Here is a 23,627-nt window from a genome sequence, read left to right on the forward strand (position 1 = left end):
ACCTCACAGGCTCGCCGCGAAGAGCACGTCCTACGCTGGTGGGCGCCCGCCGACGTCGGCGGGCGGCCGGCGAGCGCGCCGCAGGCGAGCCGCCCCGGAAGACTTCCTGTCGAGTGAGGAATGGGCGAGATGCCTGAGTTCGAGTACGCCGATCTGCTCCCCATGGGAGAGGACACCACCCCCTACCGGCTGGTGACCTCCGAAGGTGTCTCCACCTTCGAGGCCGACGGGCGGACGTTCCTCAAGGTGGAGCCGGAGGCGCTGCGCAAGCTCGCCGAGGAGGCCATCCACGACATCCAGCACTATCTGCGCCCCGCCCACCTGGCGCAGCTGCGCCGCATCATCGACGACCCCGAGGCGTCGGGCAACGACAAGTTCGTCGCGCTGGACCTGCTGAAGAACGCGAACATCGCGGCGGCGGGCGTGCTGCCGATGTGCCAGGACACCGGTACGGCGATCGTCATGGGCAAGCGCGGGCAGAACGTGCTGACCTCGGGGCGCGACGAGGAGGCCCTGAGCAAGGGCATCTACGACGCCTACAAGAACCTGAACCTGCGCTACTCGCAGATGGCTCCGCTCACCATGTGGGAGGAGAAGAACACCGGTTCCAACCTCCCGGCGCAGATCGAGCTGTACGCGACGGACGGCGGCGCGTACAAGTTCCTGTTCATGGCGAAGGGCGGCGGCTCGGCCAACAAGTCGTTCCTCTACCAGGAGACCAAGGCCGTCCTGAACGAGGCCTCCATGATGAAGTTCCTGGAGGAGAAGATCCGTTCGCTGGGTACGGCCGCCTGTCCGCCGTACCACCTGGCGATCGTCGTCGGCGGCACGTCGGCCGAGTACGCGCTGAAGACCGCGAAGTACGCCTCCGCGCACTACCTGGACGAGATCCCCTCCGAGGGGTCGGCGCTCGGGCACGGCTTCCGGGACAAGGAGCTGGAGGAGAAGGTCTTCGAGCTGACGCAGAGGATCGGGATCGGGGCGCAGTTCGGGGGCAAGTACTTCTGCCACGACGTGCGGGTGGTGCGGCTGCCGCGGCACGGGGCGTCGTGTCCGGTCGCGATCGCCGTGTCCTGCTCCGCGGACCGGCAGGCCGTCGCGAAGATCACCGCCGAGGGCGTGTTCCTGGAGCAGCTGGAGACGGATCCGGCGCGGTTCCTGCCGGAGACGACGGACGAGCAGCTGGAGTCCGAGGGCGACGTCGTCAAGGTCGACCTCAACCAGCCGATGGACGACATCCTCGCCGAGCTGACCAAGCACCCGGTCAAGACCCGGCTCTCCCTGACCGGCCCGCTGGTCGTGGCGCGCGACATCGCGCACGCCAAGATCAAGGAGCGGCTGGACGCGGGTGAGGAGATGCCGCAGTACCTGAAGGACCACCCGGTGTACTACGCGGGGCCCGCGAAGACGCCGGAGGGGTATGCGTCGGGGTCGTTCGGGCCCACGACGGCCGGGCGCATGGACTCGTACGTGGAGCAGTTCCAGGCCGCGGGCGGGTCGAAGGTGATGCTGGCGAAGGGGAACCGGTCGAAGCAGGTCACCGACGCGTGTGGCGCGCACGGTGGGTTCTACCTGGGCTCGATCGGCGGCCCTGCGGCGCGGCTCGCGCAGGACTGCATCAAGAAGGTGGAGGTCGTCGAGTACGAGGAGCTCGGCATGGAGGCGGTCTGGAAGATCGAGGTCGAGGACTTCCCGGCGTTCATCGTCGTCGACGACAAGGGGAATGACTTCTTCCAGGATCCTTCGCCGCAGCAGCCGACGTTCACGACGATTCCGGTGCGGGGGCCTGGGCTGGCGTAGTCCCTCCCGGTGCGGCGGGAGTGGGTTTTCGCCCCCGCCGCCCTTTCCCGTCCCATCCCTGGGGGCTGCGCCCCCAGACCCCCTTCGGCCCTGAACGGGCCTCGTCCTCAAACGCCGGACGGGCTGACTTCAGCCCCTCCGGCGTTTGAGGAGCGGGGGTCCGGGGGCAGCGCCCCCGGGTCGGGACGGGAAGGGGCGGCGGGGGCGTGTCATTGGCGTCCGGATAGCGGATCCCGCGTACTGCTTTCGGACAATCAAGCCTCAGCCCTGCCCGTTCCGTTGACTGGCTCAACCATCACTGTGAGTCTTCTCGCCACTCCGACATGCTCATGCCATGTCAATCCTGTGTGGCTCACCCCACAGCCACCTCCCGGAGGAGACAAGGTGAAACGAAGACTCGCCGTGGCGGGCATCTCGCTCGCCGTCGTGCTCGGCTGCGGAACACTCCCCGCCGTGGCCGCCGGCTCCGTACCCACCGCGGACACCACCCTCAGCGCCGCACCCGACGTCGACGTGACCGAGGTGAAGGCGCATCTGAACGAGCTCAGCGCCATCGCCGGCCGCAACGGCGGCAACCGCCGCTCCACCGGCCAGGGTTACGACGACTCCGTCGCCTATGTGAAGGGCAGGCTCCAGGCCGCCGGATACACCGTCACCGAGCAGCCCTGCACCTCCGGCTGCACCAGCGGGGCCGGACCCAACCTGATCGCCGAGTGGCCGGGGGGCGACGCCGGCAACGTGCACATGTTCGGCGCCCACCTGGACGGCGTCTCGGCCGGACCCGGCATGAACGACAACGGCTCCGGCTCCGCCGCCCTCCTCGAGAACGCCCTGACGCTCGCCCAGCAGAACCCCACCATGCGCGACCGGGTCCGCTTCGCCTGGTGGACCGACGAGGAGCAGGGCCTCAACGGGTCCGACTTCTACGTGCGTTCCCTGTCGTCGGCCGAGCGCGCGAGGATCAAGGCGTACTACAACTTCGACATGGTCGCCTCCGTCAACGGCGGCTACTTCATCAACCACATCACCTCCTCGGCCGCCGCCCCGATGAAGGCGTACTGGGACTCGCTCGGACTCCAGCCCGAGGAGAACACCGAGGGCGCGGGGCGCAGCGACGACTACTCCTTCGAGCGGTACGGCATTCCCACCTCCGGCTACGCGATGGGCGCCGGCGCCCGCAAGACCTCCGCGCAGGCCGCCAAGTGGGGCGGCACCGCGGGCAGGGCGTACGACCCCTGCTACCACTCCTCCTGCGACACCCTCACCAACATCAACACCACCGGCCTGGACCGCGCGTCCGACGGCATCGCGTACACGATCTGGCAGCGGGCCGTGGACACCGGTGACGGCGGCGGCGGTGGCGACTGCGACACCACCGGGGTCGTCGCCAACGGCGGGTTCGAGAGCGGCACCTCGCCCTGGACCGGGGACACCGGGACCATCGGCGCCCACTCGGGCGGGTCCGCCCACACCGGCACCCGGTTCGCCTGGCTGTCGGGGTATGGCTCCACCCGTACCGAGTCGATCAGCCAGTCGGTGACCGTGCCGGCCGGGTGCACCCGGGCCGCGCTGGACTACTGGCTGCACATCGACACCGACGAGTCCGGCTCGACGCCGTACGACCGGTTCACGGTGAAGGCCGGCGGCACCACGCTCGCCACCCTGTCCAACGCCGACGCCGGCAGCGGCTACGTGCGGCGCTCGGTCGACCTGTCGGCGTACGCGGGGCGGACGGTGACCCTGACGTTCACCGGAAGTGAGGACTCCTCGCTGCAGACGAGCTTCGTCGTGGACGACGTGACCCTGCGGAACGACTGAGACCACCCCCCACGGGTACTCCGCCCCGCCGCGCTCCTTCCGCGGCGGGGCGGAGGCCGTTCACGGGAATACGCTCGCCGGACACCGCTGCTGTGCATGCTCGGAGGTACGACGATGACGACCACGGACGACGACCGGCACTACCGCGTCGAGCACGACTCCATGGGGGAGGTGAAGGTACCGGCCGACGCCAAGTGGCGCGCCCAGACCCAGCGCGCCGTGGAGAACTTCCCGGTCTCCGGGCAGCGGCTGGAACGCGCCCACATCGAGGCCCTCGCCCGGATCAAGGGTGCCGCGGCCAAGGTGAACGCCCGGCTCGGGGTGCTGGACGAGGACATCGCCGAGGCGATCCAGGAGGCGGCCGGCGAGGTCGCCGAGGGCCGGTGGGACGAGCACTTCCCGGTGGACGTGTTCCAGACCGGGTCCGGGACCTCGTCCAACATGAACACCAACGAGGTCCTCGCCACGCTCGCCGGCGAGCGGCTGGGGCGGGACGTGCACCCCAACGACCACGTCAACGCCTCGCAGTCGTCCAACGACGTCTTCCCCTCGTCCATCCACATCGCCGCGACCGCCGCCGTCACCCGCGATCTGGTCCCGGCGCTCGACCACCTCGCCACCGCCCTGGAGCGCAAGGCCGAGGAGTTCGCCGACGTGGTGAAGTCCGGGCGGACGCACCTGATGGACGCCACACCGGTGACGCTGGGCCAGGAGTTCGGCGGGTACGCGGCCCAGGTGCGGTACGGGATCGAGCGGCTGAACGCCTCCCTGCCGCGCCTGGCCGAGCTGCCGCTGGGCGGGACCGCCGTCGGCACCGGCATCAACACCCCGCCCGGCTTCTCCGCCGCCGTCATCGAGGAGGTCGCCCGCGCGACCGGACTGCCGCTGACCGAGGCGCGCGACCACTTCGAGGCGCAGGGCGCCCGCGACGGCATCGTGGAGACCAGCGGGCAGCTGCGGACCGTCGCCGTCGGACTGACGAAGATCGCGAACGATCTGCGGTGGATGGCGTCGGGCCCCCGTACCGGCCTCGCGGAGATCAGCCTGCCCGACCTCCAGCCCGGCTCCTCGATCATGCCCGGCAAGGTCAACCCGGTCATCCCGGAGGCCGTGCTCATGGTGTGCGCCCAGGTCACCGGCAACGACGCGACCGTCGCCGCCGCCGGCGCCTCCGGCAACTTCGAGCTCAACGTCATGCTGCCGGTCATCGCGAAGAACGTCCTGGAGTCGGTGCGGCTGCTCGCCAGCGTCTCCCGGCTGCTCGCCGACCGCACGGTCGACGGCATCGTCGCCCACCGCGAACGGGCCCGCGAGTACGCCGAGTCCTCGCCGTCCGTGGTCACCCCGCTCAACAAGTACATCGGCTACGAGGAGGCCGCCAAGGTCGCCAAGAAGTCCCTGGCCGAGCGGAAGACCATCCGGGAGGTCGTGCTGGAGAGCGGTTACGTCGAGCGCGGCGACCTCACCGTCGAGCAGCTCGACGAGGCGCTGGACGTCCTGCGGATGACGAGGCCGTGAGAACACCGCACCGGGGAGCGTGAACCGTACCGGGGGCCGCGGCGTCGTACGCCCATGGCACTCTCATACCTGGCCATGACGGAGGGCGGAGCGACGATGCGCGAGGAAGCGGGCGGGACGGCCGGACACTGGGCGCCCGGGACACAGGTCCTGTGGCGGTACCGGGAGAACGGCGGCGCGCGCATCCACATCGCGCGCCCCGTCACGGTCGTACGCGACGACCCGGAGCTGCTCGCGGTGTGGATGGCACCCGGTACCGAGTGCGTGAAGCCGGTGCTCGCCGACGGCACGCCCGTGCACCGGGAGCCCCTCGGCACCCGGTACACCAAGCCGCGCACGGTGCAGCGGGGCCGCTGGCTCGGCACCGGTGTGCTGAAGCTGGCCCGGCCCGGCGAGCCCTGGTCGGTGTGGCTGTTCTGGGAGCCGGGCTGGCGGTTCAAGAACTGGTACGTGAACCTGGAGGAGCCGCTGGCCCGCTGGGCCGGCGGGGTGGACTCCGAGGATCACTTCCTGGACATCTCCGTGCGCCCGGACCGGAACTGGTACTGGCTGGACGAGGACGAGTTCGCCCAGGCCCTGCGGGACGGTCTGGTGGACTCCGCACTGGCCAGAAGGGTGCGGGAGGCCGGACGGGCCGCGGTGGAGGTGATCGAGGCCTGGGGATCGCCGTTCGCGGACGGGTGGGAGAACTGGCGCCCCGATCCGTCGTGGACGGTACCGTCACTGCCACAGGACTGGGACCGCACTCCCGCACATCTGTCCTCGTGAGACCCTTGCTGCGCCCCCGGGCGGGAAACGTAGGATCGTCCTCCGCAAGGGCACGGGGCAGCAACCACCGGAGTACGCGCCGGGCTTGACCGATCGTCACCGAGGGGCGGCAGGACGTGAGCGAGGGGTACGGAAACACCGGTGCCGACCGGGAACGGCCGGCCAACGGCACAGGAACAACCTCTGACCACGCGGAAACTCCGTTCCGGGGGCACGTATTCCGGGTATCGGGGTTTCAGCGGCACGAACCGCGCGCACGGCGTGCGCCGGACGGATGGACTCGACACGCGTGACGGAGCAGCCGACCTCCTTCGAACGCCCGCAGCCGGGCGTCGACCCCGCGGATCCCCGCGGGGCGCTCCTGCGTACCCCGCCACCGGCGCGTGTGCCGGGCACGGGGGCCGCCTTACCCGTACAGAACCGCTCCGGCGGTGAGCCTCCCGCGCCCGGGGCCGCGTCCCCGGACACGGTGACTCCGGACGGCACCGGCCAGGATCCGGCCGCCGGGTCCGGCTCCGAGCACTCCCAGCCGGGAGCCGGGCAGGGCACCGGACCGGACACGCACCGGCCGCGTCCCGCGCCCGAGGGCATCCCGGTGCAGCCGGCCGCGGACCACGGCCGGCCGGACCGGGGTCCCGACGGCACGGAGCGCCGTACCGGGCAGCAGGCGCAGCCCGGACGGCCCACGCCGATGCGCAGGGACGGCGACCGGCTGCGGTTCGTCGGTGCCGCGACCCGGCGGATCGCCCGCGGCATCGACCTGGACGAGATCGTGATGGGGCTGTGCCGGGCCACCGTGCCCACCTTCTCCGACGCGATCCTGGTCTATCTGCGCGATCCCCTGCCGGTCGGCGACGAGCGGCCCACCGGCCCGCTGGTGCTGCGGCTGCGCCGCACCGACCGGATCCCGGCCGAACGGGACACCGAGGGCGGGTTCACGCCGGTCGCCCCGCCGGAGCCGTCCGAGCTGGACTCGGTCGGCGCGGAGCTGTGCACCGTACGGCCCGGCAGCGCGCTCGCCGAGGTGCTGCGCGGCGTACGGCCGGTCTTCACGGACGCGCCTGCGGCCCGCGCCGCGCTGCCCGAACTCCTCGGTGAGGAGGGCGCGTCGGCCGTACCGGACGGACAGCGGGCGATCCTCGCGCCGCTGCGCGGCCGGCGGCGGGTGATCGGCGCGGCGCTGTTCCTGCGCCGCCCGGAGCGCATCCCGTTCGAGGCCGACGACCTGCTGGTCGCGGCCCAGCTCGCCACGCACAGCGCCCTCGGCATCGACAAGGCGGTGCTGTACGGGCGGGAGGCGTACATCGCCGACGAGCTGCAGCGCACGATGCTGCCGGAGAACCTGCCGCGCTGCACCGGCGTACGGCTCGCCTCGCGCTACCTCCCGGCCGCGGAGACCGCGCGGGTCGGCGGTGACTGGTACGACGCCATCCCGCTGCCCGGCAGCCGGGTCGCGCTGGTCGTCGGTGACGTCATGGGCCACTCCATGACCTCGGCGGCGATCATGGGCCAGCTGCGCACCACCGCGCAGACCCTCGCCGGACTCGACCTGCCCCCGCAGGAGGTGCTGCACCACCTCGACGAGCAGGCGCAGCGGCTCGGCGTGGACCGCATGGCGACCTGCCTCTACGCGGTGTACGACCCGGTGGCGCACCGCATCACCATCGCCAACGCCGGCCATCCACCGCCCGTCCTGCTGGAGCTGGGCGGACGCGCCGAGGTGCTGCGGGTGCCCGCGGGCGCCCCGATCGGCGTGGGCGGGGTGGACTTCGAGGCCGTGGAGCTGGACGCGCCCGCCGGGGCGACCCTGCTGCTGTACACCGACGGCCTGGTGGAGTCCCGGCTGCGGGACGTGTGGACCGGGATCGAGCAGTTGCGCGAGAAGCTCGCCGCGACCGCGCAGCTCACCGGTCCTGACCATCCGCCGCCGCTCGAGGCGCTCTGCGACGAGGTGCTGGACATGCTCGGCCCGGGCGACCGGGACGACGACATCGCGCTGCTCGCCGCCCGCTTCGACGGGATCGCGCCGAGCGACGTGGCGTACTGGTTCCTGGAGCCGGAGGACGCGGCCCCCGGCCGGGCCCGCCGGCTGGCCCGGCGGGCGCTGTCCCGCTGGGGCATGGAGGAGCTGAGCGATTCGGTGGAGCTGCTGGTCAGCGAGGTGGTGACCAACGCCGTACGGTACGCCACGCGGCCGGTCACCCTGCGGCTGCTGCGCACCGACGTGCTGCGCTGCGAGGTCGGTGACGACGTGCCGCAGCTGCCGCGGCTGCGGCAGGCGCGGGCCACCGACGAGGGCGGGCGCGGGCTGTACCTGGTGAACCGGCTGGCCCGGCGCTGGGGCGCGACCCGGCTGAGCACGGGCAAGGTGGTGTGGTTCGAACTGAACCGCGGCTGAACCGCCGTACGACATGGGGAGGGGCGCCCGGTGCGGTCACCGGGCGCCCCTCTGTTCTCCGTCTACTGCTGTTCCTCGTCGCCCCCCGGGTCCTCCGGGCCCCCCGGAAGCTCGAACGTCGGCGATGTGGAGATGGTCGGGTCCACCGGCGGCTCCGACGTCGGCGGCTGGCTGCTCGGCGGCGCGGACGTCGGCGGCGCGGAGGTCTCCGGCGGCGCCTCGGTGGTCGGCGCCTCGCTCGTCGGCTCGTCGCTCGGCGTCCCGGACGGCGACTGCGAGACCGACGGCGAGCTGCTCGGCTTCTTCACCGCGTTGCCCTGCTTGGTGTCCAGGTCGAACTCGGTGACCTCGCCCATGACGCCGAAGGTGTAGGCGGCCCAGATCTCCGCCGGGGGGCCACCGCCGTTGACGCGGTAGTCGACGCCGGCAGCCCGGTACATCGGGACCTGCGTGCCGCTCTTGTCGTCCTCGCCGAACAGGCCGACCGAGGTGACCAGTCCGGGGGTGAACCCGGTGAACCAGGCCGACTTGTTGTTGTCGGACGTACCCGTCTTGCCGGCGACGTCCTGGCCGTCGCGCAGCGGGTTGTCCTTCACGGACGCCCTGGCCGTACCGTCGTCGACCACGCCGGTGAGCACGGAGGTCACGGTGTCGGCGGCCTCGCGGCTGATGACCTGCTCGCCGATCGGGTCGGGGAACTCGACCGCGCGGTCCTTGTGCTCGACCGACTTCACGATCGCAGGGGTGACCTTCTTGCCGTGGTTGGCGAGGGTGGCGTAGACACCGGCCATCTCCAGCGGGCTCGCGCCCATACTGCCCAGGGTCTGCGCGGGCACGGGGGGCATGCCCTCGGTCTCCATGCCGAGTTCACCCGCGGTCTCCACCACCTCGGTCATGCCGACGTCGATGCCCATCTGCGCGAAGACCGAGTTGACGGACTTGTTCATCGCCTCCTGGACAGTGATGTCGTCGTAATTCTGGTCGTCCTCGTTGGGCGGCGCGAAGCCGACCTCCTTGCCGCCGTCCATCACGGGGCGCTCGCTCGTGCCGTCGTAGATGGTGTTCGCCGTGATCGGCACGCCGTCCTGGGTCTCGGAGTCCTGGTCCACGGCCGCGGCGAGGATCACCGGCTTGAAGGTGGAGGCGGCCTGGTAGTCGTCGCGGGTGGCGTTGTTCCGGTAGTGCTTCACGTAGTCCACGCCGCCGTACATCGCCAGGACCGCGCCCGTCTTCGGGTCGACGGAGACGGCACCGGCCTGGACGTCGGCGTCGACCTCGCGCTTGTCGGGGTCGAGCCTGCTGGTGAGCTTCTCCTTGACCGCCTCTTCCAGCGCCTTCTGCTTCTTCTTGTCGATGTTCAGCGTGATGGTGTAGCCGCCGAGGTCCAGCATGGCGTCGGCCTGCTTCGTGTCCTCGGCGACGCCCTGGGCGACGAGCTGCTGCTTGAGCGCGGCGTTGGCCGCCTCGACCAGGTACCCGGTCTGGCCCTCCATCCCGGGAACGGCCTTGGGCTCCTTGGGGACCGGGAACTTCATGCCCTGGCGGTCGGCCCCGTCCAGCCACTTCTCCTCGACCATGTTGTCCAGGACGTAGTTCCAGCGCTCCTGGGCGAGCTTCTTGCCGGTGTCGCTGGCGATCGCCCAGTCGTACTGGTTCGGCGCCTGGAGCAGCGCGGCGAGGTACGCGCCCTGCTCGACGGTGAGGTCCTCGGCGTCGACGCGGTAGTAGGCCTGCGCGGCGGCCTGGATGCCGTAGGCGCCGCGGCCGTAGTAGCTGGTGTTGATGTAGCCGGCGAGGATGTAGTCCTTGGACTTCTCCCGGTCCAGCTTCAGGGAGATGACCAGTTCCTTCAGCTTGCGGGTGACCGTCTGTTCCTGGGTCAGGTAGTAGTTCTTGACGTACTGCTGGGTGATCGTCGAACCGCCCTGCGCGCCCTTGCCGGAGACCGTGTTGAGCAGACCGCGCGCGGTGCCCTTGAGGTCGACGCCGGAGTCCTTGTAGAAGGACTTGTTCTCGGCGGCGACGAAGGTGCGCTGGACGTCCTTGGGCACCTTGGCGAGGTCGACGATCTCGCGGTTGTAGCCCCGGCGGGCCATGATCGAGCCGTCGCTGTACTTGTAGACGTTGCCCTGCAGTTCGGCGTCGGCGTTCCCCTCGGGGATGTCGATCACCATGTACAGCACGATGAAGGCGCCCATGCCGAGCAGGCAGAGGCCGAAGAACGTGCCGAGGATCTTCTTCCAGGTGAAGAGGCGGCGTATGCCGCCGCGTCCGGCCGCGCCCGACGAACGGCGGCCCTTGGGTGCCGCACGGCGCCCACCGCGCTGTCGTGCGCGTCTTTCTTCCGCTCGTCCCATGCGTCCGTTCCGCTCCGCTTCGTTCGTGTGTGCTCTTCAGCCACACCAGTTCGCCGCTCGGGTCAGCTCAGAAAGCTAACACCGGGAGCTATGACAAAGAGCCGCCGATCCGGCCTTTACGGGCGTGACAATCAGCACCCGCTCCAACGGAACCGACGTTCGAGAGGGGCGTGAGGTTGCCGGGACGGGGTAAAGTGATATCACTTAGCTAGACAGGCGCTAGCCGCTCGGCGGGCGCCCGGAGGAACGGGGGATCACCCATGTCCACACACGACACGCAGGTCACGGCCGATGTGCCCGAGATGCCGGCCCCGCGCGTGCGGGAGTTCGCGGCGCACAGCATCGGCGGCGGGCTGGCACTGCTGCTCGGCCTCCTCGGCCTGCTGGCCGGCGCCGCGCTGATCGTCACCGCCACGGCGGTCGACGGGGCCGGCGCCAAGGCCGTACTGATCATCGGCGGCATCCTGGTCGCCATCGCCGCGTTCCTCGCGATGTGCGGGCTGAACATGGTGGCGCCGGGCGAGGCGCGGGTGGTGCAGCTCTTCGGCCGTTATCGGGGCACGATCCGCCAGGACGGCCTGCGCTGGGTGAACCCCCTCACCTCGCGCAGGAAGATCTCCACGCGCGTACGCAACCACGAGACCGCCGTCCTGAAGGTGAACGACGCCTACGGCAACCCGATCGAGCTGGCCGCGGTCGTGGTGTGGCGGGTGAAGGACACCGCCCAGGCCACCTTCGAGGTCGACGACTACATCGAGTTCGTCTCCACCCAGACCGAGGCGGCCGTGCGGCACATCGCCATCGAGTACCCCTACGACGCCCACGACGAGGACGGCCTCTCGCTGCGCGGCAACGCCGAGGAGATCACCGAGAAGCTCGCCGTCGAACTGCACGCGCGCGTGGAGGCGGCCGGGGTGCAGATCATCGAGTCCCGGTTCACGCATCTCGCGTACGCTCCCGAGATCGCCTCGGCGATGCTCCAGCGGCAGCAGGCGGGCGCCGTCGTGGCGGCCCGGCAGAAGATCGTGGAGGGTGCCGTGGGCATGGTGGAGTCGGCGCTGGCCCGGATCGCCGAGCAGGACATCGTGGAGCTGGACCCTGAACGGAAGGCGGCGATGGTGTCCAACCTGATGGTGGTGCTGTGCGGTGACCGCTCCGCGCAGCCGGTCCTCAACACCGGGACGCTCTACCAGTGACGACTCCGTCCGGGGGCCCGGCCCCCCAGGGTCGGCCGCAGCGCAAGCAGGTGCTGCTGCGGCTGGACCCGTCGGTGTACGAGGCGCTGGCGCGGTGGGCGAACGACGAGTTGCGCTCCGCCAACGCGCAGATCGAGTTCTTGTTGCGACGGGCCCTCGCGGAGGCGGGGCGGTTGCCCGGCGAGGCGGGGCCTCTGCCTCGCCGTGGTCGACCGCCCGGGGGCTCCGCCCCCAGACCCCCGTCGGCCTGAACGGCCTCGCCCTCAACCGCCGGACGGGCTGGTTGGTAGCGGAACCGTGACAATCGGCCTTCACCTGCGCCTCCGCACACCCCGGCACGACCTGCACACTCCGTGTATACACACCGCGTATACACCGTGTGTAGAGTGCTCCGCATGTCCATCGGTCACACCCTCCTGGGGCTCCTGGAGTCCGGCCCGCGTCACGGTTACGACCTGAAGCGGGCCTTCGACGAGAAGTTCGGTCACGACCGGCCGCTGCACTACGGCCAGGTCTATTCGACGATGTCCCGGCTGCTGAAGAACGGGCTCGTCGAAGTCGACGGCATCGAGGCCGGCGGCGGTCCCGAGCGGAAGCGGTACGCGATCACCGAGGCCGGCATCACCGATGTCGAACGCTGGCTCGCCACGCCGGAGAAGCCGGAGCCGTACCTCCAGTCGACGCTCTACACCAAGGTCGTCCTCGCCCTGCTCACCAGCCGGGACGCCGCCGACGTCCTCGACACCCAGCGCTCGGAGCATCTGCGCGGCATGCGGATCCTCACCGACCGCAAGCGCAAGGGCGACCTCGCCGACCAGCTCATCTGCGACCACGCCCTGTTCCACCTCGAGGCCGATCTGCGCTGGCTGGAGCTGACCGCGGCGCGCCTCGACAAGCTCCGTGCGGCGGTGACCCGATGACCGCGCCCGTTCCTCCCGGTTCCCTGCTCACCGCCCAGGACCTGCGCAAGGCCTACGGCCCCACCACCGCGCTCGACGGTGCCGCCTTCTCCATCCACCCCGGCGAGGTCGTCGCCGTGATGGGGCCCTCCGGGTCGGGCAAGTCGACGCTGCTGCACTGCCTCGCCGGGATCGTCACCCCCGACTCCGGGTCGATCGCGTACGACGGCCGTGAGCTGACCGCCATGAGCGACGCCGAGCGCAGTGCGCTCAGGCGCTCGGAGTTCGGCTTCGTCTTCCAGTTCGGGCAGCTCGTCCCGGAGCTCACCTGCGTGGAGAACGTCGCCCTGCCGCTGCGGCTGAACGGCACGTCCCGCAAGGAGGCCGAGCGGGCCGCGCTGACCTGGATGGAGCGGCTCGAGGTGGACGACGTCCGCAAGAAGCGGCCCGGCGAGGTGTCCGGCGGTCAGGGGCAGCGGGTCGCCGTGGCCCGGTCGCTGGTCACCGGCCCGCGGGTGCTGTTCGCCGACGAGCCGACCGGCGCGCTGGACTCCCTCAACGGCGAGCGGGTGATGGAGCTGCTCACCGACGCCGCCCGGTCCACCAACGCCGCCGTCGTCCTGGTCACGCACGAGGCGCGGGTGGCCGCGTACTCCGACCGCGAGGTCGTCGTGCGCGACGGGAAGTCCCGGGACATGGAGCGCGTCGTATGAGTACCGCCAAGCAGTGGGCCCGCGATCTGACCATGGGAACCCGGTTCGCCTTCGCCGGCGGACGCGAGGGGTGGATCCGGGCGCTGCTCACCGCCGTCGGCGTCGGGCTGGGGGTGGCGCTGCTGCTGCTCACCACCGCCCTGCCCGGCGCGCTGGCGGAGCGGGACCGGCGGGAGGAGGCGCGGCTCAACTACACCTTCGGCGAGCAGATCGAGCGCGCCGACGACACCCTGATGACCGCGGACACCGACACCGAGTTCGACGGCCGGGACGTCCGCGGCCGGCTGCTGGAGCCGGAGGGCGACAAGGCCCCGCTGCCGCCCGGCCTGCGGGAGTTCCCGGCGCCGGGCGACATGGTGGTCTCCCCCGCGCTGAGGGAACTCCTCGACTCGGACGGCGGCGAGCTGCTGCGGGAGCGGCTGTCGTACGACATCGTGGGGACGATCGGCGAGCAGGGGCTGATCGGCTCGCAGGAGCTCGCCTACTACGCGGGCGCCGAGGGCCTCGCGGGGCGGGCCGGCGACGGGCTGGTGGGCCGTATCGACTCCTTCGGGAACCCCGACCCGGTGGTGGAGGAGATGGACCCGGTCCTCATGCTGCTGGTCCTGGTCGTCTTCGTGGTGCTGCTGATGCCGGTCGCCGTGTTCATCGCCGCGGCCGTACGGTTCGGCGGCGAGCGGCGCGACCGCAGGCTGGCCGCGCTGCGGCTGGTCGGCTCCGACGGCGGCATGACCCGGCGGATCGCCGCGGGCGAGGCGCTCGCCGGGGCGCTGCTCGGGCTGGTGTTCGGCGCCGGGTTCTTCCTGGCGGGGCGTGAGTTCGCGGCGTCCGTCGAGGTGTTCCACATCAGTGTCTTCCCGAGCTATCTGAACCCCTCGCCGCTGCTGGCGCTGCTGGTCGCGGTGGCGGTTCCGGGGGCCGCGGTGCTGGTGACGCTGCTGGCGCTGCGCGGGGTGGTCATCGAACCGCTGGGCGTGGTGCGCACGGCGCGGCCCGCCCGCCGCCGGCTGTGGTGGCGGCTGCTGCTGCCGCTGGCCGGGATCGGCATGCTGTTCCCCATGCTCGGCCAGGGCCGGGAGAACGGGGAGTTCAACCAGTACCTGGTCACCGGCGGTGTCATCTGCCTGCTCGTCGGGGTCACCGCGCTGCTGCCGTGGATCGTGGAGACGGTCGTCTCCCGGCTCGGACCGGGCGGCGTCTCCTGGCAACTGGCGGTGCGCCGACTGCAGTTGAGCAGCGGTGCGGCGGCCCGCATGGTCAACGGCATCGCGGTGGCCGTGGCCGGCGCGATCGCGCTGCAGATGCTGTTCGCCGGGGTGGAGGGCGACTACACCGAGGAGACCGGCTATGACATGTCGCTGGCGCAGATGCAGGTACGGGTGCCGGAGGGCACCGAACTCGCTGCGGCCACCGCGAAGTTCGAGGAGACCAAGGGCGTCCGCAAGGTCTATCCGCTGTCCGAGGGATACTTCGGCGACCGGCCCTGGAACAAGGATCCGCAGCGCACCGCCCAGCTGACCATCGGCGACTGCGCGACCCTGCGCGAGGTGGCGAAGCTGCCCTCGTGCGCGGACGGCGACGTGTTCACGGTCCGGGGCGGCGAGTACGACACCGACACCCCGTCGCTGAGCAGGCCGGGCCAGAAGCTGTACCTGGAGAAGCCCGTCGGCGTCAGCAGCAGGGAGGACGCCGTCTGGACCCTCCCCGAGGGCCTGAAGCGGGCCGACTCCATCGAGGACCCGACCGGGACGAAGCGCGGCGGCTTCCTCGTGACCCCGGCCGCGGTGCCCGCGGACATGGCGGAGGCGGTCACCGGCCAGCTGTATCTGTCGGTCGACGACTCGGTGCCGTACGCCGACGAGTACATACGCAACACGGCGGCCGCGGTCGACCCGCTGGCCTATCCGATGACGTGGAACTCCGTCGAGCGTTCCGAGCGCTACGACTCCATCCGTACGGGCCTGTTCGTCGGCGCCGCCGCCGTACTGGCGCTGATCGGGGCGAGTCTGCTGGTCTCCCAGCTGGAGCAGCTGCGGGAACGCCGCAAGCTGCTGTCGGCCCTGGTCGCCTTCGGCACCCGGCGCCGCACGCTGAGCCTGTCGGTGCTGTGGCAGACGGCGATCCCGATCGGCCTGGGGCTGCTGCTGGCCTCGCTGGTGGGCATCGCCCTGGGCACGGTGCTGCTGAAGATGACCTCGACACCGGTCGGCGTGGACTGGCCGAGCGTGCTGCGGATGACCGGCATGGGCGCGGGCGTGGTCCTCACGGTGACGCTGCTGAGCCTGCCCCCGCTGCTGCGCATGATGCGCCCGGACGGCCTGCGGACGGAGTGAACGGTACGGATGGTGGGGCGCTCAGTTCCCCACCATCCGTACCGGAAGGTCCCGCATCGCCGCTCGCAGGGCCGCCGCCAGTTCCTTGTGCTCCGCCGCCCTCACCGTGCCCGTGCGCATGGCGAGGGCGATGCGGCGGCTGGGGGCCGGATCGGTGAAGCGGGCGGTGAGCAGCCGGTTGGAGCGGGCGGTCTCGACCTGGACGGCGGTGCGCGGCAGCAGGGTCACCCCGAGGCCGCCCGCGACCAGCTGGACGAGTGTGGCCAGTCCGGCCGCCGTCGTCGTGGCCGGGACGTCGGCCCGCCCGGCCTCCCGGCAGATGTCCAGGGCCTGGTCGCGCAGGCAGTGGCCCTCGTCGAGCAGCAGCAGGTTCAGCTCGCGCAGCACCGCACGGGGGATGCCCTCCCGGCCGCCGAGCCGGTGGCCGAGCGGGGTGACCAGCACGAAGTCCTCGTCGAAGAGGGGGATCTCGGTCACGCCGGGGACGCCGAGGGGCACCGCGAGCAGCAGCAGGTCGAGCCGGCCGCCGGCCAGTCCGTCCAACAGGTTCGCGGTCTGCTCCTCGTGCACCTGGAGGTCGAGGAGCGGATAGCGGCCGCGGACCAGCCGCAGGATCGTCGGCAGCAGATAGGGCGCGACGGTCGGGATGACGCCGAGCCTCAGCACCCCGGTGAACGGCGCCCGCAGCGCGTCCGCCTCCTCCATCAGCGCGTCGACTTCCCCGAGTACGGCCTTGGCGCGGACGGCGAGCCGCTCACCGGCCGGCGAGAGCAGCACCTTGCGCGTCGTACGCTCCACGAGGGTGACACCGAGCGTCTCCTCCAGCGTCGACACGGCGCCCGACAGCGCCGGCTGGCTCATCCCGATCGCCGAGGCGGCGTCCCGGAAGTGAAGATGCTCGGCCACCGCGGCGAACGCGCGGAGCTGAGCGAAACTGGGCTGCCTGCGCCTCTTGCCCACGGTCACTGATAGCTACCTCCGATCAACACGACCGAGTGTAGCTATTTCACTAATCAATGCACGATGTGCCAACATCAACAAGGTCCAACCCATGGGAAACGCCCGCAATCCGGGCGTTTCCTCGCTGCAAGGAGAGCCTGTGCTCACTGTCGGTGACAAGTTCCCCGAGTTCGAACTGACCGCCTGCGTCTCGCTGGAGAAGGGCAAGGAGTTCGAGACGATCGACCACAAGACCTACGAGGGCAAGTGGAAGATCGTGTTCGCCTGGCCCAAGGACTTCACCTTCGTGTGCCCGACCGAAATCGCCGCCTTCGGCAAGCTGAACGACGAGTTCGCCGACCGTGACGCCCAGGTCCTCGGCTTCTCCGGCGACTCGGAGTTCGTCCACCACGCCTGGCGCAAGGACCACGACGACCTGCGCGACCTGCCGTTCCCGATGATGGCGGACTCCAAGCACGAGCTGATGCGCGACCTCGGCATCGAGGGCGAGGACGGCTTCGCCAAGCGCGCCGTGTTCATCGTGGACCAGAACAACGAGATCCAGTTCTCCATGGTGACCGCCGGCTCCGTCGGCCGTAACCCCAAGGAGGTCCTGCGGGTCCTGGACGCCCTGCAGACCGACGAGCTCTGCCCGTGCAACTGGTCCAAGGGCGACGAGACCCTGGACCCGGTCGCGCTGCTGGCCGGGGAGTGAGCTGACATGTCCCTCGACTCCCTGAAGTCCCGCATACCGGACTACGCCAAGGACCTGAAGCTCAACCTGGGCTCGGTCATCGGCAACTCCGACCTGCCGGCCCAGCAGCTGTGGGGCACGGTGCTGTCGACGGCGATCGCGTCGCGCTCGGCCATCGTGCTGCGCGAGCTGGAGCCGGAGGCGAAGGCGAACCTGTCGCCGGAGGCGTACACGGCCGCGAAGGCCGCCGCCGCGGTGATGGCGATGAACAACGTCTTCTACCGGACGCGTCACCTGCTGTCGGACCACGAGTACGGCAACCTGCGCGCCGGTCTGCGGATGAACGTCATCGGCAACCCGGGGGTCGACAAGGTCGACTTCGAGTTCTGGTCCTTCGCGGTCTCCGCGATCAACGGCTGCGGCATGTGCCTCGACTCCCACGAGCAGGTACTGCGCAAGGCCGGCGTGGAGCGTGAGGTCGTCCAGGAGGCGTTCAAGATCGCCGCGGTGATCCAGGCGGTCGCCGCGACGCTGGACGCGGAGGCGGCCCTCGCGGAGTAACTCCGTTCCCCCCTTCGGGCCCGGCCCACCCCACCCGGTGGCCCGGGCCCGAGGCACACGCCCCACCTCCACGGGACAGCCGCACCGCAACCCCCGTAGCTGCGGGCAGTCGTGCCGCTGGGGCGGCACGGGTGGGCGGTGGGGGTACCTCCCGCTCGAGCGAAGCCGAGAGTGGGGGAGGCACCCGGCGAGCGCCGGTGAGTAAAGCTGCACCCGGCCCGCACCAGTCAGCGGTGCCGGTGCGGGGCGGGGGGATGTCGCGCAGCCCGGCGCTGACGGGGTGCCGCCGCGCCCACCCGTGCCGCCCTGCGGCACGACTGCCCGCGGAGGGGCGGAGTGCGGCGTGACCGCCCGCGGCTGCGGGAGGGGCGGCTGCTCGCGCCTACTCCTCGTCGGCACCCCCCGGCCGCCTCTCCGTGTCCGGTGTCGGAGGCCGGGCCTCCGACACCGCCGGCAGTGGGGCGTCCGGTTCGGACATCGCCGTCGCCCCCCGCGGCCGGGGAGCCTGGACCACGGCCGTCTCGTGCGTGTACGCACGCAGATAGCCGACGACGGTATTGGTGACCGCGACCAGCGGCACGGCCACCACCGCTCCCCCGATACCGGCCACCATCCCGCCCGAGGCGACCGCCAGCACCACCGCGAGCGGATGCACCCGGACCGCGCGCCCCAGGATGAACGGCTGGAGGATGTGCCCCTCGATCTGCTGCACCGCCAGCACCACCACCAGCACCATGACGCCCGTGAACACGCCCTGGGTGACGAGCCCGACGACCACCGCGAGCGCCCCCGACACCACCGCACCCACCAGCGGGATGAACGAGAACAGGAAGATGAACACGGCGAGCGGCACCGCCATCGGCACATCGAGGAAGTAGATGCCGAGGCCGATGAAGATCGCGTCGATCAGAGCCACTATCACCGTGCCGCGCACATACGCCGTCAGCGTCCGCCACGCCGCGGGACCCGCCCCGGCGACACCCGGACGGGCCGCGGCCGGAACGAGCTTCAGCGACCACTGCCAGATCCGCTTGCCGTCGTAGAGCAGGAACAGCGTCGAGAAGACCGCCAGCAGGATGCCGGTGAGCGCCTCGACCACGACGGTCACGCCCTCCAGGCCCGCCGAGGTGATCTGCTCGGTGTTGGCGCCGACCGCCTCCCGCAGGTTCTTGGCGATCTCGTTGATCTGCTTGTCGGTGACGTGGAAGGGGCTGTTCAGCAGCCAGTTGCGCAGTTCGTCGATGCCGTCCTGGATCTGGTCGGAGAGGTGGTCGATGTTCTCCATGACCTGCCAGGTCACGAACCAGCCGATGAGGCCGATCACGACGAACCCGAACAGCGCCGTCAGCGCGGTGGCCGGCCCGCGCGGCACGCCGAGCCGCTTCAGCCGCGACACCGTCGGCTGCAGCAGCGCGGTGATCAGCAGCGAGGCCACGAACGCCAGCACCACGAGCTGTACGGCGCTGATGACCCGCATGAGCACCCAGACCGTGCCGGCCAGCACCAGCAGCCGCCAGCCGGCCTCGGCCGCGACCCGTACCCCCCAGGGCACGGCCTGCGCCGGGTCGGGGCGGGCCGGGACGACGGCGGCCGTGTACTCGAGCGGCGGCTCGGGGGCGGGGTGCGGGGTCTTCGCCCGTCCGGTCTCGGGCTCGGGGTCGGCGTCCGACGGACGGTCCCGCTCCACCTCGGCGCGGCGTTCCTCCAACCGTTTGCTGACCTCGGTCAGCCCGGCTCCGACCCGGCCGAGCCATCCTGGCACTCGCGACATGATCCGTCCTCTTCCCCCGTTTCTCCCCACCACTCACCCCTGGAGTCGTCGGTCAGACCGTACATGGCGAAAGCCCCACACCGTAGGACGGTGCGGGGCTGTGCCGTGGTTGAGCGGGGCCGGGAACGACGTGCTCCCGGTACTTCTAGTACCAGTGGTTGGCCTGCCAGAAGTTCCAGGCGCCGCACGGGCTGCCGTAGCGGTCGTTCATGTAGCCGAGGCCCCACTTGATCTGGGTGGCCGGGTTCGTCGCCCAGTCGGCTCCGGCGGAGGACATCTTGGAACCCGGGAGCGCCTGCACCAGGCCGTAGGCGTCGGAGGTGGGGTTGTCGGCCTGGTAGTTCCAGCTGGACTCGTGGTCCACGATGTTGCTGAAGCACTGGAACTGGTCCGCCGGCACGAGCTGCCGGGCCATCGCCTGCACTTCGGCGATCGTGTAGGAGGACTGGACCGCGAAGCTGGACGCGTCGCGGACCGCGGAGCGGCTGGCGGCCTTGGCCTCCGCGCGATCCTTGGCGTCCTGCGCCGCCTTCTCGGCTTCCTTCTTCTTCGCGACCGCGGTATCCGCGGCAGCCTTGCGGGCGGCCTCCTCGGCGTCCTTCTTGGCGCTCGCGTCCGCGGCGATGGCCATCGTTTCGGCCTGCTGCGTCAGGGACGCGGTCTGCACCTGGGCCTGCTGGCCCGCGGGGATGTCCGCGAGCAGCGTGGCGCCGCTTGCCGTCGCTTCGGCGTCGTTGTTCTGCGCGGTGCTGCCCGAGGCAACGCCGACGACACTTCCGACAGCGGTGACCGCCGTGGCCGAGGCCACTGCGAATCCCCGGACCGAGATCCGGCTCACACGGTTTCCTTCCAGCATCGCCCGCTTCGGTGACCCTCGCGGACGCAATCGTGCCCCTGGCACTGGCCTCCCCAACTACGGGTCACGGGAGGCGCGGGCCCGGTGGGCGACTCCTGCGGGAGGAGCGCCGCGTGGTGCTTCGGGCGACATACGACGACGCTATGAAGTTGAAACTGTGGTGCCGCACCGCTGGGGGTACAGATGTGTCGTATGCGGGGCCTGACAGGAGTGAGACTCTGCCGTAACCCGACACCGCAAGGCAATTCTCCGTTGCGTGTGAAAGCTCACATCCCGTTTGGCCCCAGGGAATCCCGGAAATCCGCACACACGCCGACGCCGCCCGGCTAGGCTCTACGCCTTTCCGGACGGCGCCAACTAAGCGGTAACCGACCCTTGTTGGATGTCGCGGGTCAGATCTGCCCCTCTTCGAGCATTTCGGTCACAAGGGCGGCGATCTGGGACCTCTCGGACCGCGTCAGGGTGACGTGCGCGAACAGCGGATGCCCCTTCAGCTTCTCGACGACGGCGACCACACCGTCGTACCGACCGACCCTCAGATTGTCCCGCTGGGCGACATCATGGGTCAGAACGACCCGCGAATTGGCGCCGATACGGGACAGAACGGTCAGCAGTACGTTCCGTTCCAGCGACTGGGCCTCGTCCACGATCACGAACGCGTCGTGCAGCGAGCGGCCCCGGATGTGGGTGAGCGGCAGGACCTCCAGCATGCCGCGCGCGGTGACCTCCTCGATGACCTCCCGGCTGGTGACCGCCGACAGCGTGTCGAACACCGCCTGCGCCCAGGGGCTCATCTTCTCCGCCTCGGAACCCGGCAGATAGCCGAGCTCCTGCCCGCCCACCGCGTACAGCGGACGGAAGACCATCACCTTCTGGTGCTGACGGCGCTCCAGCACCGCCTCCAGGCCGGCGCACAGGGCCAGCGCCGACTTGCCGGTGCCGGCCCGGCCGCCCATGGAGACGATCCCGACGTCCGGGTCGAGCAGCAGGTCGAGCGCGATCCGCTGCTCGGCGCTGCGGCCCTTGATGCCGAACGCCTCGCGGTCGCCGCGCACCAGGCGGACGTTGCCCTCGGCGGTGACCCGCCCCAGCGCCTTGCCGCGCTCCGACTGGATGGTCAGCCCGGTGTGCACGGGCAGGCGGGATGCCTCGGGCACATACACGTGCCCCTCTTCGAAGAGGACGTCCACCTGCTCGCCCGGCAGGGTCAGTTCGGACATTCCGGTCCAGCCGGAGGAGTCCGTGATGGCGAGCTCCGCGCGGTACTCCTCGGCGAGGAGGCCCACGGAGGACGCCTTGATCCTGAGCGGGAGGTCCTTCGACACGACGGTGACGTCGAACCCCTCGGCCTGCAGGTTGCGGGCGACCGCGAGGATGCGGGAGTCGTTGTCCCCCAGGCGGTAGCCACTGGGCAGCACGCTGGGGTCCGAGTGGTTGAGCTCGACCCGTACGGTCCCGCCGAGGTCCCCGGTCGGGATGGGGGCGTCGAGACGGCCGTACCGCACCCGGTAGTCGTCCAGCAGGCGCAGCGCCTGTCGGGCGAAATAGCCGAGTTCGGGATGGTTCCGCTTGGCCTCCAGCTCGGTCACCACGACGATGGGGAGCACGACCTCGTGCTCGTCGAAGCGGCTCAGGGCGTTGGGATCGGCCAGCAGGACACTGGTGTCGAGAACATAGGTGCGCCGGTCGGGCTTGTGGCGCTTTGCGCTGGTCACCACGGAAGGACGTACCCCCTCGGATGAGGTCGGGGAGCGACGAGGCGAGACTGGACCGGTCGACGGCCCTCATGCACAGCGGGCCGAGAACCGGCCCTCCGCCGCTTCTTCCGTGCCGTGACCGCACGGTCGGGCTGGTGCAAAGGGCCTCCCGGGCGGACGACGCCTGTGCCGCCCGCTGAGATCCGACACCCGTGGTTCGGGTGTCGACCTGTCTGGGTTATGCCCTCGAACGAGCGCCGCCATGCCACGGCATATGACGGCGCGCCGGTGAACTCCGTGTGACCCGCGGAGGATGCGCGGGGTGCTCAGCCGCCGTAGCGCCGGTGGCGGGCGGCGTAGTCGCGCATCGCGCGCAGGAAGTCGACCTTGCGGAAGGCCGGCCAGAACACGTCGCAGAAGTAGTACTCCGAATGCGCGGTCTGCCACAGCATGAATCCGGACAGCCGCTGCTCACCGCTGGTGCGGATGACGAGGTCCGGGTCGGGCTGGGCGCGGGTGTAGAGGTGACGCCCGATCATGTCGATGTCGACGGCCTCGGCGAGCTCGTCCATCGACGTGCCCTGCTCGTGGGCGTCCAGCAGCATGGACCGCACCGCGTCGGCGATCTCCTGGCGACCGCCGTACCCGATGGCGACGTTGACCACTATCCCGTCGACGTCCGCGGTGGCCTGCTCGGCCTCCTTCAGGGTGGTCTGCATCCCGGACGGCAGCAGGTCGCGCGTGCCGACGTGATGGACCCGCCAGCGTCCGTCGGCGGCGAGGGTGCGCACCACGTCCTCGATGATGCCGAGGAGCGGGACGAGCTCCTCCTTCGGCCGGTCGAAGTTGTCCGTCGACAGCAGCCAGAGGGTGACGACCTCGACGTCCGTCTCGCTGCACCAGCCGAGGAACTCCCCGATCTTGTCCGCGCCGGCCCGGTGGCCGTGGACGGTGCTGGAACCCGCGGCCTTCGCCCAGCGGCGGTTGCCGTCCATGATGACGCCGATGTGCTTGGGCACCTGAGCGGTGTCCAGGTGGCCTTCCACCCGGCGTGCGTACAGCCTGACCAGCAGGCCCCGCAGCTTGTCGCGCAGGTTCACGTGATCGTCAGCCCCTCCGTACGGATCGGACAGGCGCGGCGCTCCCCGCCGCGTGGCGCGGCAAGCGGCCCGGTCTCGGCCGCGGGCGACCCCTGTCCGTATGGCGGTCCCCGAAGGCGAAGCGTACCCCTGCCGGGGCGGAGGCCCCCAAAGTCCGGGGTCGAAGTCCAGGTGGTCGCGTTTTCCGGGGCGATCGCGTTTGCCCACCG

Annotated in this window: 18 protein-coding genes; 12 read left to right on the top strand and 6 right to left on the bottom strand. The window is 70.7% G+C overall.

Features of this window, described 5'->3' with window-relative positions:
- Positions 1-120: 120 nt before the first annotated feature.
- From ACZ62B_RS05690 to ACZ62B_RS05710, 5 genes are all read left to right on the top strand, one after another.
- Positions 121-1,800 (top strand): fumarate hydratase, encoded by a 1,680-nt coding sequence (locus ACZ62B_RS05690; protein WP_344566885.1) that lies wholly within the window; start codon positions 121-123, stop codon positions 1,798-1,800.
- 384 nt (positions 1,801-2,184) lie between these two features.
- A complete protein-coding gene (locus ACZ62B_RS05695) occupies positions 2,185-3,618 on the top strand; it encodes a M28 family peptidase (RefSeq protein ID WP_344566883.1) in 1,434 nt (477 codons plus the stop codon).
- 114 nt (positions 3,619-3,732) lie between these two features.
- Positions 3,733-5,136, top strand: coding sequence for a class II fumarate hydratase (locus ACZ62B_RS05700; RefSeq protein WP_468725843.1), 1,404 nt, complete (start codon positions 3,733-3,735; stop codon positions 5,134-5,136).
- 75 nt (positions 5,137-5,211) lie between these two features.
- Positions 5,212-5,904: a cytidylyl-2-hydroxypropylphosphonate hydrolase gene (gene fomD, locus ACZ62B_RS05705; RefSeq protein WP_344566950.1), complete on the top strand. Its 693-nt coding sequence runs from the start codon at positions 5,212-5,214 to the stop codon at positions 5,902-5,904.
- 274 nt (positions 5,905-6,178) lie between these two features.
- Positions 6,179-8,302 (top strand): SpoIIE family protein phosphatase, encoded by a 2,124-nt coding sequence (locus tag ACZ62B_RS05710; protein WP_344566879.1) that lies wholly within the window; start codon positions 6,179-6,181, stop codon positions 8,300-8,302.
- A gap of 62 nt (positions 8,303-8,364) precedes the next feature.
- Here the strand turns inward: ACZ62B_RS05710 and ACZ62B_RS05715 are convergent, their stop codons facing one another.
- The gene (locus tag ACZ62B_RS05715; RefSeq protein ID WP_469689324.1) at positions 8,365-10,659 is read right to left on the bottom strand and encodes a transglycosylase domain-containing protein; all 2,295 of its coding nucleotides are present in this window, start codon (positions 10,657-10,659) and stop codon (positions 8,365-8,367) included.
- A gap of 260 nt (positions 10,660-10,919) precedes the next feature.
- Here ACZ62B_RS05715 and ACZ62B_RS05720 point away from each other — a divergent pair, with 260 nt between their 5' ends.
- From ACZ62B_RS05720 to ACZ62B_RS05740, 5 genes are all read left to right on the top strand, one after another.
- Positions 10,920-11,855 carry an SPFH domain-containing protein gene (locus tag ACZ62B_RS05720; RefSeq protein WP_469689325.1) on the top strand — a complete coding sequence of 312 codons (936 nt, stop codon included), beginning with the start codon at positions 10,920-10,922 and terminating at the stop codon, positions 11,853-11,855.
- Positions 11,852-12,106, top strand: a complete 255-nt coding sequence (locus tag ACZ62B_RS05725) for a type II toxin-antitoxin system antitoxin (protein WP_073932240.1) — start codon at positions 11,852-11,854, stop codon at positions 12,104-12,106. The genes ACZ62B_RS05720 and ACZ62B_RS05725 overlap by 4 nt, the downstream gene beginning before the upstream one ends.
- A gap of 144 nt (positions 12,107-12,250) precedes the next feature.
- A complete protein-coding gene (locus ACZ62B_RS05730; RefSeq protein ID WP_344566872.1) occupies positions 12,251-12,775 on the top strand; it encodes a PadR family transcriptional regulator in 525 nt (174 codons plus the stop codon).
- Positions 12,772-13,467: an ABC transporter ATP-binding protein gene (locus tag ACZ62B_RS05735; protein ID WP_344566870.1), complete on the top strand. Its 696-nt coding sequence runs from the start codon at positions 12,772-12,774 to the stop codon at positions 13,465-13,467. Before ACZ62B_RS05730 ends, ACZ62B_RS05735 begins: the two co-directional genes overlap by 4 nt.
- The gene (locus ACZ62B_RS05740) at positions 13,464-15,800 is read left to right on the top strand and encodes an ABC transporter permease (RefSeq protein ID WP_344566859.1); all 2,337 of its coding nucleotides are present in this window, start codon (positions 13,464-13,466) and stop codon (positions 15,798-15,800) included. The genes ACZ62B_RS05735 and ACZ62B_RS05740 overlap by 4 nt, the downstream gene beginning before the upstream one ends.
- Before the next feature lie 21 nt (positions 15,801-15,821).
- Here ACZ62B_RS05740 and ACZ62B_RS05745 read toward each other — a convergent pair whose 3' ends face one another.
- Positions 15,822-16,766, bottom strand: a complete 945-nt coding sequence (locus ACZ62B_RS05745) for a LysR substrate-binding domain-containing protein (RefSeq protein ID WP_382052682.1) — start codon at positions 16,764-16,766, stop codon at positions 15,822-15,824.
- Between the two features lie 133 nt (positions 16,767-16,899).
- On the opposite strand from ACZ62B_RS05745, the gene ACZ62B_RS05750 reads away from it, so the two are divergent.
- Both ACZ62B_RS05750 and ACZ62B_RS05755 read left to right on the top strand, forming a co-directional pair.
- Positions 16,900-17,454: a peroxiredoxin gene (locus tag ACZ62B_RS05750; RefSeq protein ID WP_030859927.1), complete on the top strand. Its 555-nt coding sequence runs from the start codon at positions 16,900-16,902 to the stop codon at positions 17,452-17,454.
- A 6-nt stretch (positions 17,455-17,460) separates the two neighbouring features.
- Positions 17,461-17,994, top strand: coding sequence for an alkyl hydroperoxide reductase (locus ACZ62B_RS05755; RefSeq protein ID WP_085574276.1), 534 nt, complete (start codon positions 17,461-17,463; stop codon positions 17,992-17,994).
- 382 nt (positions 17,995-18,376) lie between these two features.
- On the opposite strand, the gene ACZ62B_RS05760 is transcribed toward ACZ62B_RS05755, so the two are convergent.
- The 4 genes from ACZ62B_RS05760 to ACZ62B_RS05775 all read right to left on the bottom strand — a co-directional run bounded on the left by ACZ62B_RS05760 (position 18,377) and on the right by ACZ62B_RS05775 (position 23,418).
- Complete coding sequence (locus tag ACZ62B_RS05760; RefSeq protein WP_468725851.1) at positions 18,377-19,765, bottom strand: AI-2E family transporter; 1,389 nt, start codon at positions 19,763-19,765, stop codon at positions 18,377-18,379.
- Between the two features lie 145 nt (positions 19,766-19,910).
- Positions 19,911-20,603, bottom strand: coding sequence for an aggregation-promoting factor C-terminal-like domain-containing protein (locus tag ACZ62B_RS05765; RefSeq protein WP_468725853.1), 693 nt, complete (start codon positions 20,601-20,603; stop codon positions 19,911-19,913).
- A 410-nt stretch (positions 20,604-21,013) separates the two neighbouring features.
- Positions 21,014-22,339: a PhoH family protein gene (locus ACZ62B_RS05770; RefSeq protein ID WP_344566849.1), complete on the bottom strand. Its 1,326-nt coding sequence runs from the start codon at positions 22,337-22,339 to the stop codon at positions 21,014-21,016.
- 305 nt (positions 22,340-22,644) lie between these two features.
- On the bottom strand, positions 22,645-23,418 hold the full coding sequence (locus ACZ62B_RS05775; RefSeq protein WP_073932231.1) for an isoprenyl transferase: 774 nt from the start codon (positions 23,416-23,418) through the stop codon (positions 22,645-22,647).
- Positions 23,419-23,627 lie beyond the last annotated feature (209 nt).

The sequence above is a fragment of the Streptomyces sp. NPDC053426 genome, assembly GCF_055585405.1.

Excerpts from the sequence above, each read along its gene's own strand:
- ACZ62B_RS05690 (WP_344566885.1), top strand. The coding sequence starts at position 121 with ATGGGCGAGATGCCTGAGTTCGAGTACGCCGATCTGCTCCCCATGGGA.
- ACZ62B_RS05700 (WP_468725843.1), top strand. The coding sequence starts at position 3,733 with ATGACGACCACGGACGACGACCGGCACTACCGCGTCGAGCACGACTCC.
- fomD (WP_344566950.1), top strand. The coding sequence starts at position 5,212 with ATGACGGAGGGCGGAGCGACGATGCGCGAGGAAGCGGGCGGGACGGCC.
- ACZ62B_RS05710 (WP_344566879.1), top strand. The coding sequence starts at position 6,179 with ATGGACTCGACACGCGTGACGGAGCAGCCGACCTCCTTCGAACGCCCG.
- ACZ62B_RS05715 (WP_469689324.1), bottom strand. The coding sequence starts at position 10,659 with ATGGGACGAGCGGAAGAAAGACGCGCACGACAGCGCGGTGGGCGCCGT.
- ACZ62B_RS05720 (WP_469689325.1), top strand. The coding sequence starts at position 10,920 with ATGTCCACACACGACACGCAGGTCACGGCCGATGTGCCCGAGATGCCG.
- ACZ62B_RS05730 (WP_344566872.1), top strand. The coding sequence starts at position 12,251 with ATGTCCATCGGTCACACCCTCCTGGGGCTCCTGGAGTCCGGCCCGCGT.
- ACZ62B_RS05735 (WP_344566870.1), top strand. The coding sequence starts at position 12,772 with ATGACCGCGCCCGTTCCTCCCGGTTCCCTGCTCACCGCCCAGGACCTG.
- ACZ62B_RS05740 (WP_344566859.1), top strand. The coding sequence starts at position 13,464 with ATGAGTACCGCCAAGCAGTGGGCCCGCGATCTGACCATGGGAACCCGG.
- ACZ62B_RS05755 (WP_085574276.1), top strand. The coding sequence starts at position 17,461 with ATGTCCCTCGACTCCCTGAAGTCCCGCATACCGGACTACGCCAAGGAC.
- ACZ62B_RS05760 (WP_468725851.1), bottom strand. The coding sequence starts at position 19,765 with ATGTCGCGAGTGCCAGGATGGCTCGGCCGGGTCGGAGCCGGGCTGACC.